12 protein-coding genes are annotated in these 13,690 nt (G+C 73.3%); 10 read left to right on the forward strand and 2 right to left on the reverse strand.

All coding sequences use genetic code 11. From position 1 onward, the window contains the following. The first annotated feature begins 839 nt into the window (after nt 1-839). From ABGA99_RS29180 to ABGA99_RS29190, 3 genes are all read left to right on the forward strand, one after another. A complete protein-coding gene (locus ABGA99_RS29180) occupies nt 840-1,685 on the forward strand; it encodes a helix-turn-helix transcriptional regulator (RefSeq protein WP_347580577.1) in 846 nt (281 codons plus the stop codon). Next, a complete protein-coding gene (locus tag ABGA99_RS29185; protein ID WP_347583783.1) occupies nt 1,682-1,927 on the forward strand; it encodes a DUF397 domain-containing protein in 246 nt (81 codons plus the stop codon). The genes ABGA99_RS29180 and ABGA99_RS29185 overlap by 4 nt, the downstream gene beginning before the upstream one ends. 165 nt (nt 1,928-2,092) lie before the next feature. Beyond that, a complete protein-coding gene (locus tag ABGA99_RS29190; protein WP_347583784.1) occupies nt 2,093-3,013 on the forward strand; it encodes a helix-turn-helix domain-containing protein in 921 nt (306 codons plus the stop codon). On the opposite strand, the gene ABGA99_RS29195 is transcribed toward ABGA99_RS29190, so the two are convergent. Then, on the reverse strand, nt 3,000-3,335 hold the full coding sequence (locus ABGA99_RS29195; protein WP_347580574.1) for a helix-turn-helix domain-containing protein: 336 nt from the start codon (nt 3,333-3,335) through the stop codon (nt 3,000-3,002). The genes ABGA99_RS29190 and ABGA99_RS29195 overlap by 14 nt on opposite strands. A gap of 90 nt (nt 3,336-3,425) precedes the next feature. Between ABGA99_RS29195 and ABGA99_RS29200 the strand changes: the two genes are divergently transcribed. The 6 genes from ABGA99_RS29200 to ABGA99_RS29225 all read left to right on the forward strand — a co-directional run bounded on the left by ABGA99_RS29200 (nt 3,426) and on the right by ABGA99_RS29225 (nt 11,657). Next, nucleotides 3,426-4,589: an MFS transporter gene (locus ABGA99_RS29200; RefSeq protein ID WP_347583785.1), complete on the forward strand. Its 1,164-nt coding sequence runs from the start codon at nt 3,426-3,428 to the stop codon at nt 4,587-4,589. A 73-nt stretch (nt 4,590-4,662) separates the two neighbouring features. After that, nucleotides 4,663-6,189: a family 43 glycosylhydrolase gene (locus ABGA99_RS29205; protein ID WP_347583786.1), complete on the forward strand. Its 1,527-nt coding sequence runs from the start codon at nt 4,663-4,665 to the stop codon at nt 6,187-6,189. An 83-nt stretch (nt 6,190-6,272) separates the two neighbouring features. After that, a complete protein-coding gene (locus ABGA99_RS29210) occupies nt 6,273-7,058 on the forward strand; it encodes an HNH endonuclease family protein (RefSeq protein WP_347583787.1) in 786 nt (261 codons plus the stop codon). A gap of 118 nt (nt 7,059-7,176) precedes the next feature. Then, complete coding sequence (locus tag ABGA99_RS29215) at nt 7,177-9,156, forward strand: hypothetical protein (RefSeq protein WP_347583788.1); 1,980 nt, start codon at nt 7,177-7,179, stop codon at nt 9,154-9,156. Nucleotides 9,157-9,311: 155 nt separating this feature from the next. Further along, nucleotides 9,312-10,337, forward strand: coding sequence for a glycosyltransferase family 2 protein (locus ABGA99_RS29220; protein ID WP_347583789.1), 1,026 nt, complete (start codon nt 9,312-9,314; stop codon nt 10,335-10,337). 3 nt (nt 10,338-10,340) lie between these two features. After that, nucleotides 10,341-11,657 carry a polysialyltransferase family glycosyltransferase gene (locus tag ABGA99_RS29225; RefSeq protein ID WP_347583790.1) on the forward strand — a complete coding sequence of 439 codons (1,317 nt, stop codon included), beginning with the start codon at nt 10,341-10,343 and terminating at the stop codon, nt 11,655-11,657. Between the two features lie 69 nt (nt 11,658-11,726). On the opposite strand, the gene ABGA99_RS29230 is transcribed toward ABGA99_RS29225, so the two are convergent. Continuing rightward, nucleotides 11,727-12,842 carry an acyltransferase gene (locus ABGA99_RS29230; RefSeq protein WP_347580567.1) on the reverse strand — a complete coding sequence of 372 codons (1,116 nt, stop codon included), beginning with the start codon at nt 12,840-12,842 and terminating at the stop codon, nt 11,727-11,729. A 171-nt stretch (nt 12,843-13,013) separates the two neighbouring features. Between ABGA99_RS29230 and ABGA99_RS29235 the strand changes: the two genes are divergently transcribed. Beyond that, nucleotides 13,014-13,667, forward strand: a complete 654-nt coding sequence (locus ABGA99_RS29235) for a SurA N-terminal domain-containing protein (RefSeq protein ID WP_347580566.1) — start codon at nt 13,014-13,016, stop codon at nt 13,665-13,667. The last annotated feature ends 23 nt before the right edge of the window (nt 13,668-13,690 follow it).

Here is a 13,690-nt window from a genome sequence, read left to right on the forward strand (position 1 = left end):
TCCCTCTCCGCTTCGCTGCGAGGGGCGTCGCTGCGCGATGGGGCTTCGCCCCACCCTTGACTGCGGACTCCGGCCCGTGACAGACCGGCGGCTATGGGTGGCCCGGGGGGAGCGGCGCTCCTTGAAGGTACGTACGGGTCGGTGGGCCGGTGGACGAGGGCCGGGCCACCGGGGGCGGGCCGCCCTGTGCGCGGACGGGCCCGGTGCCGGTGGCTGCGACGGCCCCGTGCCGGTGGCTGCGGATGGGTCCCTGTGCCGGTGGCTGCGGACGGGCCTTGGGTCGGTGGCTGTGACGGGTCCTGTGCCGGTGCTGCCGACGGGCTTGTGCCGGTGGCTTGCGGGGTCGGGCCTCCTGCCCACTTGTCGGCACGGCACGGCACGGCACGGCACGGCCGGGGTGGGTTCGTTCCCGGGGGCTTCGGGCTGGGGTGTGGGCGGGGTGGTGGTAGGTGGGCGAAAGTCGGGCTGTGGGGGTGTTTTGCCCGGGTTTTCGCTGCCGTTGTGGCGAGTTTTTGGCGGTGGCGCGCATTCCGGGTGGCCTGGGAGAGGGGGTGGCCGGCTGTCTGCGGGTGGGTGCGTCTGGAGGGGCGAAAGTCGGCGTTGGGGGCCTGATTCGGTGCGGATCGGGGGGTGTTACCGCGAGTTACGGCCCAATTTCTCCGCTCGGGGTGCGTCGGGGCGCGATGGGTGTGGTGTCGGTGCCCGATCGGCGGGTGCTCCGCCCGCGTACGTGTCCAACTGTACGAAGGGGCGGGGATGGACAGCATCGATCACCGTGCGTAAGCATCTGTGTGTGCACGGTGTTCAAGGCGGGCCGGGTGAGTGGGAGGTGGCCGCTGATGGCCGGGGATGTGGGCGGGACGAGTGGGCTGGGAAGTGAGCCGGAGCCTTCGGACAGCATGAGGACCTTCGGGGCGGTGGTCCAAGCGCTGCGAGAGCACGCGGGGTTGAGCCGGGAGCAGCTCGGGGACCACGTGCGGTACTCGAAGCACACGGTGGCGTCGGTCGAAGGCGGTCGCCGGATGCCGCCGCCTGACTTCGTGGAGCGGGCCGAGCCCGTCCTCGGGGGTACCGGTGTGCTTCGGAAGTCCGTCCCCCATGTGGTACGCAAGCCGGGCCTGGCGCGATGGTTCCGCGCGTGGGCGGGATTGGAGAGGGAGGCGATCAGTCTCTATACGTACGAGTGTCGGCTGATCCCTGGTTTGTTGCAGACGGAGACCTACGCGAGGTCTTCGTTCATGAATCAGTTGCCGCCGATGGGTGACGATCGGATTGAGGCGCAGTGGGACGCGCGTGCCGAGAGGCAGCGACTGTTGCTGGAGCGGACTGACACCGCGTTCGGCTTCATCCTGGAAGAGCATCTGTTCCTGCGGCAGATTGGTGGATTGGAGGTCACGCGCGATCTGATCGGCCATGTTCTGGAGATGGCTGAGCTGCGGAACGTGGAGGTCCAGGTCATGCCGCTGGTGAGGGAGATGCACGCTGGGTTGCACGGCCCCATGCAGTTGTTGGAGACGCCTGAGAATCAGTGGTTCGCCTACACCGAAGGCCAGGAGAGTGGCCAGTTGATCTCTGAGCCGAAAGTGGTCAGCGTTCTCCAGCGGCGGTATGCCAGGATGAGCGCGCAGGCTCTCACCCCCGAGGACACCGTGAGCCTGTTGCAGCGGATTCGAGGAGATCTATGAACAGCTCCGATCTGGCCTGGTTCAAGTCCAGCTATAGCAGCAGTCCTTCCGGCGACTGCATCGAAGTCGCCGTCTCCTGGCGCAAGTCCAGCCACAGCAGCAGCAGTTCCGGCGACTGTGTCGAGGTTGCCGCCTGTCCCTCCGTTGTCCACGTCCGTGACTCCAAGGACAAGGCCGGGCCCCAGCTCGCCTTCAGCCCCGACGCCTGGGCCGACTTCGTCGCCTTCGCCCGGGGGATCTGACCCCCCGTCCCCGTGACCCCCGTGGCGTACGGGGCGGTGTGAACGGGAAGTTGCCTGCAACTTTGACCGCGCATCGCACGTCTCATCCACGGGGGAATCATGTTGCACATCGAGTTCACTTCTGCCGATCTCAATCGGCTGCGGTCGGCCGGGGACGTCAGTCCCATGTGGGAAGTCGTGCTCAGTCTGCAGGCGTTGCAGACCGCGCACGCCGCGCTCGCGCTGGATCCGTGGCGGCGGCGGGTGCGGGCCGAGTTGGCGGCTGCCGGGCTCGGGGAGACCGTGGAGTCGTTACAGCGGTTGTGTCCGGAGGCCGCGTACTTTCCGGACTTTCTCACGCCCAGTGCCAACGGTGGCCGGACGCTGGATGCCGAGCTGGAGCAGGTGCTGCGGACCCCGAAGGCCCGGCTGCGCAAGGAGATCGGGCTGCTCTGCGCCGAGGGCGACCCACCGCGCGGGGCGCGGCGGCTGGCCGACGGGGATCCCGCCGCCCTGCGGCGGCTCGGGGAGGCGGTGCGGCGGTATGACGCGGTGGCCGTGGCGCCGTACCGGAAGGCGATCCGGTCCGCTGCCGCCGCCGATCGGCCCGTACGCGTCGAGGCCGCGCTGCGGGAGGGGGCGGAGGGGCTGCTCGCCAGTTACGCGCCGGAGGTGACCTGGCGCGGGGACCGGCTGGAGTGCGCGTACCCGGTGAGCAGGGAGTTCGCCCTCGACGGGCGGCCGCTGACGATGATCCCGTCGTTCTTCTGCACCCGCACGCCCGTTGCTCTTGCCGACCCCGAACTGCCCCCCGTCCTCGTGCATCCGCTCACTCCCGCGCCCGGCTGGCTGCCCGGCCCCGCGCCCGGTCACTCCGGCGAGTCTCTCGTCCGGCTCATCGGCCTCACCCGCGCCCGCGTGCTGGAAGTCCTCGACCGGCCGATGTCCACCGGGCGGATCGCCGACGCCCTGTACGTCGCGCCCGCCAGCGCCAGCCGGCACGCGGCGGTCCTGCGCGAGGCGGGGCTCGTCCGCTCCGAGCGGCGCGGGCACTGCGTGCTGCACCGGCGTACGGACCTGGGGGAGGCCCTGCTCAGCGGCGGGTGACGCCGTCTTCCGCCGACGCCGCGCCGTTCAGTACCGAGTCCAGCAGGCCCGGGAACAGCGCATCCAGGTCGTCCCGCCGCAGCCGCACCAGTCTCGTCCGGCCCTTGACCGTCGTCCACGTCACGCCCGCTTCGCGCAGCACGCGGTAGTGGTGGGACATCGTCGTCTGGTGGACGTCGAGGTCGCCGCCGATGGCGTTGCAGCTCTCCTCGCCGGTCGCGGCGAGCCGTAGCACGACCTCCAGCCGCACCGGGTCGGCGAGCGCGCGCAGCACGTCCACCATGCGGATCGACTCGGCCGCGGGCTGGGACACCTCGCGCATCGTTCTCCTGACGTACTCGGGCCTGCCCGCCACCTTACCCACGTATGGATACATGGACAAGCGTCCATGTATTGCCTACAGTGCCGTCCCGTGACCAGACAGCTCCTGCCCCTCGCTCTCGCGACCTTCGCCGTCGGCACCGACAGCTACGTCATCGCCGGTCTCCTGCCCGCCATCGCCGCCGACCTCGGGGTCTCCACCCCCGCGGCCGGGCAGCTCGTGACGGTCTTCGCCCTGACGATGGCCGTGTCCGCGCCCGTCGTCGGGGCGCTCACCGGCGGGCTCGACCGGCGTACGACGCTGCTGATCGCCCTCGGCGTCTTCGTCGCCGGCAACGCCGCCACCGCCCTGGCCCCCGGATACGGGACCGCCATGGCCGCCCGCGTCGTCACCGCCGTGGGCGCCGGTGTCATCAACTCCGCGGCGTCCAGTACCGCTTCCGCGATCGTGCCGCCCGAACGCCGCGGCCGGGCGCTGGCGTTCGTGCTCGGCGGGCTGACGCTGGCGACCGCGCTGGGGCTGCCGCTCGGCACGCTGATCGGCAGCGCCGACTGGCGCGTCACGCTGTGGGCGGTCGCGGGGACCGGGCTGGTGGCGGCGGTCGGCGTCGCCGTCGGGCTGCCCGCCGTACGGCTGCCGCCCGCCACGCTCGCCGACCGGCTGCGGCCGCTCGCGCGGGGCGGGCGGGTGCCGGCGCTGCTGGCCGTGACCACGCTGGCCTTCCTCGGTACGTACACCCTCTACACCTACGTCTCCCCCGCCCTCCGCGACGCGACGGACGGCGACGAGTCGCTGCTGACGCTGGTCCTGCTGGCCTGGGGCGTGGGCGTGCTGGCCGGCAACACCGCCGCGGGGCGGCTGGTCGACCGCCGCGACCCCGCCCGCGTCCTCACCGGGCCGCTCACGCTCGCGGTCCTCGCGCTCGCGCTGACCCCCCTCGCCACCCGGGCCCTCATACCCGGGCTCCTCTGGGCGGCGGTCTGGGGCGTGGCCGTGGGGTTCGTCGTCGTGCCGCAGCAGCACCGGCTCGTCGCGCTCGGCCCGGCCGCCGCGCCGGTCCTGCTCGGGCTCAACTCCTCCGCGCTGTACGCGGGGATGGCGCTCGGCGGCGGGCTGGGCGGGCTGGCGCAGGAGTGGTTCGGGCTGAGCCCCGCGGGTCTGGGGCCGGTGGCCGCGGGGGTGACGGGCGTAGCGCTGCTGTGGCACCTGGGTACGTCCCGGGCGCGGACGCCGCGACGGGTTGTACAACGTTGAAATCTCCGCTACAAACCTCGTGCACCCTCCTGCGCACCACACCCCCACAGGCCTCGCACGGAAGGTACCCACCGTGACCCACGCCGTACGCAGACTCCGCCGCCGGCGCCGGCCGGCCCTGGCCGCGACGCTGCTCGCCGTCGCCGTGGTGGCCGGCCTCGGCCCGGCAGCCGCCGACGAAGCCCCGCCGGCCGACCGCACCGCCGCCGACCGCACCGCCGCCGCCGCCGACCGCGCGGCGGACCCGGCAGCCGCCGACCCGGCCGACCAACCCACCGCCGCCGCCGGCCAGTTCCGTAACCCCGTCAACACCGGCGCCGACCCCACCCTCGTCACCCACCAGGGCAACTACTACGTCGCCACCACCCAGGGCGACAGCATCCGCATGTGGAAGTCCCCCTCCGTCGCGACCCTCCTCACCGCCTCCCCGCACGAGGTCTGGCGCGACAGCGACCCCTCCCGCAACAAGCAGATCTGGGCTCCGGGGCTCCTCCGGGACGGCGGGCGCTGGTACCTCTACTACACCGCCAGCGACGGCAACGACCCCACCCACCGCATGTACGTGCTGGAGTCCCAGGGCGACGACCCGCTCGGCCCGTACCACTTCAAGGCCAAGGTCGCCGACTCCGGCAACGACCGCTGGGCCATCGACGGCGAGCCCTTCCGGCACAACGGCAAGCTCTACTTCGCCTGGAGCGGCCAGCGCGACGACGGCGTCGGCAACCAGCTCTTCGTCGCCCCGATGTCCAACCCCTGGACCCTCTCCGGCGGCCGCGTCTTCCTCCCCGCGGACGGCAACTGCCCCGAGGTGCGCGAGGGCCCCACCCCGCTCCACAACTCGGCCGGCCGCCTCTACCTCACGTACTCCGCCTGCGACACCGGCAAGCCCGACTACGCGATCTGGGCCAAGTCCCTCGCCCCCGGCGCCAACCCGCTCGACCCCGCCGCCTGGCGGCAGGAGCCCGGCCCGATGTTCTCGCGCAACGACGGCGCGGGCGTCTACGGCCCCGGGCACCACTTCTTCTTCACGTCGCCGGACGGCAGCGAGGACTGGATCGCGTACCACGCGAAGAACACGACGACGTTCACCTACAGCTGGCGCACCACCCGGGTGCAGAAGATCGGCTGGACGGCGGACGGCCGCCCCGCCCTCGGCACCCCCGTGGCCGCGGGCGCGACCATCGACCTGCCGGCCGGTGACCCGGGCCCCGGCACCACGGCCCTCAACGACACCGATCCGCAGGTGACGTACACCGGCAACTGGAACTCCGGCAGCGGCTGCGCCGTGCAGTGCTTCTGGGGCAACGACCACTGGAGCGCCGAGGCCGGCGCGACGGCGACGTTCCGCTTCACCGGGACGCGGCTGGCGCTGCTGTCGGTCAAGGACACCGGCAACGGCATCGCCGCGATCTCCGTGGACGGCGGCCCGGAGCAGCGCGTCGACTACTACGGCAGCCCGCGCGTCGGCGAGCAGTTGCAGTGGGTGAGCCCGGTGCTGCCGCGCGGCGAGCACACCGTACGGATCCGGGTGACCGGCGAGAAGAACCCGAACTCGGGCGCGGCGTTCGTGTCCGTCGACCGGGCGGAGGTCTATCCGTAGGCGGCCCGGCGGGGGGCCGTTAGCATGCGGAGCCGGGGCCCGGCCGGGGTCCCGGCTCCGCTCCGACGTGAAGTGCGAGTGCCGTGATACGAATACGCCGCCTGCTGCCGCCGCTCCTTGCCGCCGTCTCGGCCGTGACCGTGACCCTGACCGCCGGGTGCGACACCGTGCAGGACCGGGCGGACAAACCACCCGCCGACGAGGCCCCCGCCACGCCCGGCACCTCCGGAAGCGGAACCTCCCCCCTCGACAACCCCGGCGGCGCCGCCCCCGGCCTGGCCCCCCTCACCACCGCCGCCGACCGCGAGGCCGCCCGGCGCGTGATCGACCGCCTCGCCACCGAGAGCCGCGGATCCGGATCCGGTTACGACCGCGACGAGTTCGGCTACGCCTGGATGGACACCGCGCCCGGCGTGCCGCTGGCCGGGAACGGCTGCGACACCCGCAACGACCTGCTGCGCCGCGACGGACAGGACGTCCGGCTGGAGAGCGGCGACGACTGCACCGTGGAGACGATGGAGCTGGCGGATCCGTACGCGGGCCGGGACATCGCGTTCGAGCGCGGCCCGTCCACCTCGATGGACGTGCAGATAGACCATGTGGTGCCGCTGTCGTACGCGTGGCAGATGGGCGCCGGGGAGTGGGCGGAGGACAAGCGGAAGCAGTTGGCGAACGACCCGCTGAACCTCCTCGCGGTCGACGGCGACACGAACTCCTCGAAGGGCGACTCGGGACCGGGGGAGTGGCTGCCGCCGGCCGAGGGGATCCGCTGCGCGTACGGCGTACGGTTCGCGCAGGTCGCTCTGAAGTACGAGCTGCCGGTGACGACGGCGGACAAGGAGACGCTGCGGGAGCAGTGCGGGAGATGACCGCGGGCGGCCTCCCGGGCGTTCCGGCGCGTCGACGGCCGCCCCGTCGGCCTGGCCGGTGAGCACCGCCGGCCGATCCCGGTGGAACGGCCCGCGCCGCCGCCCTGGGCTCGCCCGCGTGGGGGAGGGGCTGGACGAGGTCGACTGGGCCGCGCTGCGGCACAACTACGGCACCGCCGAGGACGTACCCGGGCTGCTGCGCCGCTGCGCCGGGCCCGAGCGCGCGGACGCGGACGAGGCGGCGTACGAGCTGGAGAACCTGCTGTTCCACCAGGGCGGTTGGATCTGCCCCGCCGCCCCGGCCGCGCTGCCCTTTCTGCTCCGGCTCGCCGCCTCGCCGCATGTGCGGTGCAGGACCGCGGTGCTGGATCTGGTGGCGATGCTCGCCGGGGAGGCGGGGCGGGTCGAGGAGCGGTTCGTGACCCCCGGCTGGGCGGGCGCGTGGGACGGGGCGCTGCCCGGCGTACTCGGCCTGCTGGCCGACCCGGATCCGGAGGTCCGCCGCGCCGCGGCCGACATCGCCGGCGCCTGCACCAGCCCCGGCGCGGTCCTGCTGCCCGCGCTGCTGGACCGCTGGCGGGCGGAGACCGACCTCGTGAGCCGCCTCGACCTGGCGCTGGCCCTCGGCCGGGCGCGTACGCGCGAGCCCGTGGGTGAGCGGTACGAGGAGGCCGGCGCCCTGCTGCACGCGCAGCTCGACTCCCCGGAGCCGCAGTTGCGCCTCGCGGCCGTGCACGCGCTCGCGGCGGGCGACCCCGGGTTCGCGACCGGGCGGAGGGAGATGCTGCTGGCGGCGGTACGGGACCCGAGCGTGGAGCTGTGGCGGCAGAGCAGCACGCGGGAGAGCGGGGCGCAGGGTGTCCAGGCGTGGACCGCCCGGCTGTTCCCGGGCCCTTCGCCCGCGTTCACGCTGGGCCTGCTCGCCGACCACCCCGACGCGGAGCAGCGGGTGGGCGGGCTGGCGGTGGCCGGAGGGCTGCTCGCGCAGTGGCGTTCGCCGGGGGCCTCGCTGATGCCGGTGCTGGTGGGGCGGCTGGGCGATCCGGAGGCCGAAGTGCGCTACCGGGCCGTCGAGTTGCTGGCCTGCCTCGGACCGCAGGCGGCCGGTCACGCAGACGCGGTGGCCGGGCTGCTCGGCGACGGCGCCGCCCGGCCCGACGTCCGTACGGGCGAGACGGTCGCGGACGCCGCCCTGTGGGCCCTGGCCCGGATGAACGACCCGCGCTGCCTGCCGGGCCTGGCCGCACACATCGCCGGGACCCGCTCGGGCTTCGCCGCGAACTCCGCGTACCACGGCGGCATCCACGGCTGGCACTGGCCGGTGCTCCCGGCCCTCCACGAGGTGCTGACACGCCTGACCGATCACGTGGCGCCACTGCTGCCCGCGGTCTGCGACCGCCTCGCCGCAGCGCCGCGCACCGCCGCGGACACCGGCGTGCTCACCCGGCTCTGCGACGCAGTGGCCGCCTGGGGCCCGGCCGCGGCACCCGCCGTGCCCCAATTGCTCGACCTGCTACGCAGCGACGAGACCTGGCCCGCGGCGGCCAGGGCCCTCGCGGGCATCGGCCCCGCCGCCCATGCGGCACGCGGACCCCTTCTCGTACGGGCCGACGCGACCACCGGCCACCACGCCGCACTCGCCGCCTGGGCCCACTGGCAGACCGGCGGCGACCCCGCCCCCGCCCTGCGCCTGCTCGCCCCCGCCGCCGGGCACCGCTTCCCCCGCCACACCCTGCGCATGCTCGCCGACCTCGGCCCCCACGCCGCCCCCTGCGCCGACGTACTACGCCCCCTGCTGACCGCCGCCGACCCGTGGACCAGCGTCGAGGCCGCGCACGCCCTGTGGTCCGCGACCGGCGACACCCAGACCACCGTCCCGGCGCTCCTGAACGCCGTACGGCACCTGCCCGAGGGAACGTACCTCCCGGTGACCCTCCCCGCCCTCCGCCACCTCACCCGCATCGGCCCCCCTGCCCGGGAGGCCGCCCGATTCCTTCACGACCTCCCCGGCCACCGCCTCCACCACAACGGCGGCTGGCGCGCCTTCACCGAGGACGAGGACGTCCGCCTGGCCGTCGCCCAACTGCTCGCCGGGTGACAGGCTCCCCCTATCGCCCCGCGCGGCACAGGACCGGGCGGCGCCCCGTACGAAGCCGGAGAAACGGCACACGTTTGCCCGTCGGGCACCGAGAATTCACCGGCTGGACTCCTCGGCGGCAACCGCTTGAGCGGTCGCACGTTTAACTTTGCGAAGTGCCCAAACTGTCGGTCATCGTGCCCTTTCACAATGTGCAGGACTTCGCCCAGGACACCCTGCGCAGCCTGGCCCGCAACGCCCGTTCCGACCGGGAGTTCCTCCTCGTCGACGACTGCTCGACGGACGCCACCGCGCAGATCGTCGACCGCGCCGCGCGGACGCTGCCCGGTGCGCGGGTGATCCGGCACGAGACCAACCAGGGCATCGCACGGGCCCGTAACAGCGGCATCGACGCCGCCAGAGGCGACTATCTGACGTTCCTCGACGGCGACGACTGGTACGCGCCCGGGTACTTGGACGACCTCATCGCCGCGATGGACCGGTACGGCACCGACTTCGTGCGCGTCGACCACGTGCAGTCCAACGGGCGCGACCGCGTCGTGCGGCGCGCGCCCGCGCGGCGGCGCGACACGATACTTGCGGCCCGCGACGGCATCGGTCAGGCCAATCTGGAAACGATGGTCGACTATCCCTTCGTCTGGGCCGGCATCTACCACCGCCGTCTGTTCAAGGACGGCGCCGGGCGCTTCGCCGCCGAGCTGCGCACCGCCGAGGACCGGCTGTGGACGTGGATGCTCCACCTGAACGCCGAGACCTTCGCCGTCACCGGCCTGCTCGGGGTCTTCTACCGGCGCGGCGTCAAGACCTCCCTCACGCAGATCAGCGACGACCGCCAGCTCGACTTCATCCCCGCGCACGACGCGATGCTGAACGCCGTCCTCGCCGACCCGGACGCCGACCGCTTCCTGCCGAAGGCGGTACGGACGTACTGCGCCCTCATCGCCTTCCACCGCGGCAACTCCGAACGCCTGGAGCCGGGCCTCGCCAGACGCCTGGAGCGCGCCTCCGCCGAGGCGCTGCGGCGGATGCCGCAGGACGTGCTGGAGGAGACCCTGCGCGGCATGGACGAGCAGCGCGGCCGCATGCTGCGGCAACTGCGCGCGACGGGGCGGGGGAAGCCCGGGAGGCCGGGCCGGCAGGGCACGCAGGACAGTACGGGAAAGCCGGAAAGGGTCGCCTGAACCGTGCACGAGCACCGCACCCAGATCTTCGAGGTCTCCACGCTGTACGGGGCGGCGACGCTCGCCGCCGCGCTGGACGCCGGGCAGTTCGGGCCGCGCGCCGGCGCCCGCCGCATCCTGCTCGTCGCCAACAACGCGGCCGTACCCGAGACCGCCGTCCACCTGCCCGAGATGCACGGCTGGACGCCGGTCTCCGCCCGCTTCGACGAGGTGCTGGACTACAACCACGAGATCCGCCCGCACCACCCCGCCGCCTGGCACCCCAGGGGCGGCGACGTGCCGCTGCTCCAGCGGCTGCTGCGGCGCGCCTGGGACCTCGGCGACGGGCCGCTGGACCTGGTGGTCGAGTCGGTGACCGCGCCGCCCGCCAAGGCGCTCGTCGCGATCTTCGCCGACGCCGACGTGCACGTGTACGCGGACGGGCTGATGAGCTACGGCCCGACCCGCGAGCGGCTGCCGCAGCACGTGGCCTGCCGGGTGCAGCGGCTGCTGCACCTGGACCTGGTGCCGGGGCTCGAACCGCTGCTGCTCACCGAGTACGGAGTGCCGGCGGAGGTGGTGCCGAACGAGGCGTTCCGCGCCGTGCTCGACGAGGTGACCGCCGCCACTCCCGCGGGCGACGACGGCGACGGGGCGCCCACCGCCGTCCTCCTCGGCCAGTACCTCGCCGCGCTCAACATCCTCAGCCGGGCCGAGGAGGAGGCGCTGCACGAGCGGATGCTGCGCGGCGCCGCCGCGGCCGGCCACCGCGCCGTCCTCTTCAAGCCCCACCCCACCGCCCCCGCGCGCTACTCCACGGTGCTGCAGAAGGCCGCCGCCGACGCGGGCGTCACGCTGACGGTGCAGGAGGAGCCGATGCTCGCCGAGGCGCTGTACGGCACCCTGCGCCCGCGGCTGGTCGTCGGCTGCTTCTCCACGGCGATGCTCACCGCGGCCACCCTGTACGGCATCCCCGTCGCCCGGGTCGGTACGGACACGCTGCTGGAGCGGCTGACCCCGTACCAGAACAGCAACCGGATACCCGTCACCATCGTGGACTCCGTCGTCCCGGAACTGGGCGGTCCCGACCGCCCGGCGCGGGACGCCGCCCAACTCGCCGGGCTGCTCACGGCGGTGGGGTACTGCATGCAGGCCGACAACCACGCGCGGCTGCGCCCCGGCGCGCAGGAGTGGCTGGCGGTGTACCTGGACGCCGCCACCCGGCCGTACTTCAAGCGTAAGCGGCTGACGGCGCTGCGGCTGCCGGGCGGCAACCTCGGCCGGGTGCCCCACGCCCGCAGGGCGCTGGGGAAGGTGCGCAGGGCGCTGACGAAGCCGTAGCCGGCGAAGCCGCGGGGGGAGCGGCCGTACGGGCGCCGGAGCGCTCGTACGGGCCCGGCCCCCCGTCCGCTACCCCAGCAGCCGCCGCAGGCCCAGCCGTTGCCACAGCAGCGCCACGCCGAAGGACAGCACCACGCTCGCCGCCCATATCCCCGCGGTGAGCACCACCGCCTCCGCGCCGCCCAGATCCGCCGACACCAGCGGCTCCGCCAGGGTCCTGATCACCATGAGGTGCACCAGGTACGCCCCGAACGCGGCCCCCGCGACCCGCTTCAGCAGCGGGCGCCACCGCTCCGGCACCCGCACCCGGGTCAGCGTCAGCAGCACGGCGCCGGTGAAGACCGCGACCAGCACATGGGCGTTGGGGATCACGTACTTCACCTGCGTCTGGTAGAGCAGCACGCCCAGCATCGCCGCCGTCGCCGTGCCCAGCCACAGCGCGCGTGTGCCGCGTCCGCTCCGCGGGCGGAGCGAGAAGAGCAGGGCGCCCCCGGCCGCGTACACGAGGGAGTAGACGCCGAACCCCCAGCCGAACGACGGTGTGCCCGAGTCCGCCACCCGGCCTGCGTCGGCCAGCAGACCGGGGCCGAGGGCGAAGCCGAGGAGCACCGCGCCGAGCCACCAGGGGCGCCGGCCGGCGCGCACCAGGACGACGAAGCCGAGGAGGAGGACGACGGGGACGTAGGCGTACAGATACCAGAGGTGGTAGGCGGGGCGTACGGTCCCGAACGCCGCGTCCACGGCCAGGTTCCGCAGGGGGTCCTCATTCGTCTCCCGCAGCTTGCCCCACAGCAGATAGACGACCGTCCACACGCCCATGGGGACGACGATGCGCACCATGCGCTGCGCGAGCCGCCACCCGTCGCGCGGCGGGGCGCCGACGAGGACGGCCCAGCCGGCGATCGCGAAGTACATGGGGACGGCGAACCGGCTGATCGCGTCGGCGGTCATGCCCGCCCAGTACGCGGCGGCACCGTTCGCCTCCTGGCGGCCCACGGCGTTGATGAACTCCGAGCCGGTGTGCCCCAGGATGACGCCGCAGGCGCACAGCAGCCGGATGACGTCCACGTCGTAGCGGTGTCCCGGTCGCCTGGCCGGGGCGGCGGCGGGATCCGGGGCGGCGGCGGGATCCGGCGGTGAAGTGGAGGCGGCTGCCGGCTGCGTCGGCACGTCGGATACGGTCACTGCCGAACCTTCTTGTGCCGCGGTGTACGGAACATGAATGACGGCCGAACAGAACGGCCGAACAGACAAGTCATGCCTTGGCAGTGGTGGCGCCGGCCACCCGTTGCATAAGATCGTGATCCGTATCACGAAGTGGCACGCCGCCGCAGGAAAGCCGCCCAGGAGGCCGCCATGCGCAGGACAGCGCTCGCCGTAACCGCCGCCGCGTTCATCGCGGCCGTGCCGCTGCTCAGCTCGTGCAGCGGCGAACCGCGCGCGGGAGCCGCGGCCGTGCTCGGCGACGACGAGCGCATCACGGTCTCGCAGTTGCAGAACCGGGTCGCCGACGTGCGCGACGCGCAGAACGACAGCCCCCAGGCCGACGAGATGATCGACCAGAGCGGCGACCTCAGCGTGGACACGCTGAACTCCATGCTCCAGGGCCGGGTCATCGAGCAGGCCGCGGAGAACCACGGCGTGACCGTCCCCCGCGGCGAGGTGCAGCGCACGCGCCGCGCCGAGGCGGAGTCGGTCGGCGGTGAGAAGCAGCTGGAGGCGATGTACCTCCAGCAGTACAGCATCCCGCCGGAGGGCCTGGACACGCACTACAAGCAGCAGCTCATGGTGCAGGGCCTGGTGGAGAAGCTGGGCATCAACCCGCAGACGCCGGACGGCCAGGCGCGGCTCGGCGGCGTGCTGGTCGAGGCGTCGAAGGATCTGGGCATCGACGTCAGCCCGCGGTTCGGTACGTGGGACAACGAGCAGGTGCGGCTGGGACAGGCCGACACCCCGTGGATCAAGCAGGTCAGCGCCACCGCCGAGGGCGGCGTCGTCCCCCAGCAGTGAGCGGGCGGCGCGGGGCGCGGCCC

This window comes from Streptomyces sp. B5E4, from assembly GCF_039871555.1.
Lineage (GTDB): Bacteria > Actinomycetota > Actinomycetes > Streptomycetales > Streptomycetaceae > Streptomyces.

What these genes read in the sequence shown, in the direction of transcription:
- ABGA99_RS29235 (WP_347580566.1), top strand. Translation starts at nt 13,014, where the DNA reads ATGCGCAGGACAGCGCTCGCCGTAACCGCCGCCGCGTTCATCGCGGCC.
- ABGA99_RS29180 (WP_347580577.1), top strand. Translation starts at nt 840, where the DNA reads ATGGCCGGGGATGTGGGCGGGACGAGTGGGCTGGGAAGTGAGCCGGAG.
- ABGA99_RS29190 (WP_347583784.1), top strand. Translation starts at nt 2,093, where the DNA reads ATGTGGGAAGTCGTGCTCAGTCTGCAGGCGTTGCAGACCGCGCACGCC.
- ABGA99_RS29185 (WP_347583783.1), top strand. Translation starts at nt 1,682, where the DNA reads ATGAACAGCTCCGATCTGGCCTGGTTCAAGTCCAGCTATAGCAGCAGT.
- ABGA99_RS29195 (WP_347580574.1), bottom strand. Translation starts at nt 3,335, where the DNA reads ATGCGCGAGGTGTCCCAGCCCGCGGCCGAGTCGATCCGCATGGTGGAC.